Source organism: Stenotrophomonas sp. SrG (genome assembly GCF_050031795.1).
GTDB lineage: Bacteria > Pseudomonadota > Gammaproteobacteria > Xanthomonadales > Xanthomonadaceae > Stenotrophomonas > Stenotrophomonas rhizophila_A.
Genome location: NZ_JBNBBE010000432.1, coordinates 1 through 258, shown reverse-complemented (window position 1 = coordinate 258; position 258 = coordinate 1). Strand labels below are relative to the sequence as shown.

At 66.3% G+C, this 258-nt stretch carries 1 pseudogene; it reads left to right on the top strand.

Features of this window, described 5'->3' with window-relative positions:
• Window positions 1-34: 34 nt before the first annotated feature.
• Window positions 35-258: pseudogene (locus ACQG3P_RS20360) on the top strand (efflux RND transporter periplasmic adaptor subunit); the annotation flags it as partial.

Below are 258 nucleotides of genomic sequence, written 5' to 3'. Positions count from 1 at the left end.
CATGCCGGTCGTGGAACATCAAGGGCTGTACTTCATGACGGGACGCATCACCGCACGCATCATAGCCGGCCTCGGCCTGGCCATCCTGGCCGGGTGTGGCAGCAAGGACCAAGCCGCCCGCCGGCAGGCCGAAGTCGAGCCGGTGACCACCCAGGTCGTGCAGACCTCCGCCTGGAGCGACACCCTGCAGGCACTCGGCACCGCAAAGGCCCGCGAGTCGGTGACCATCACCGCCAAAGTCAGCGAAATCATCGACAC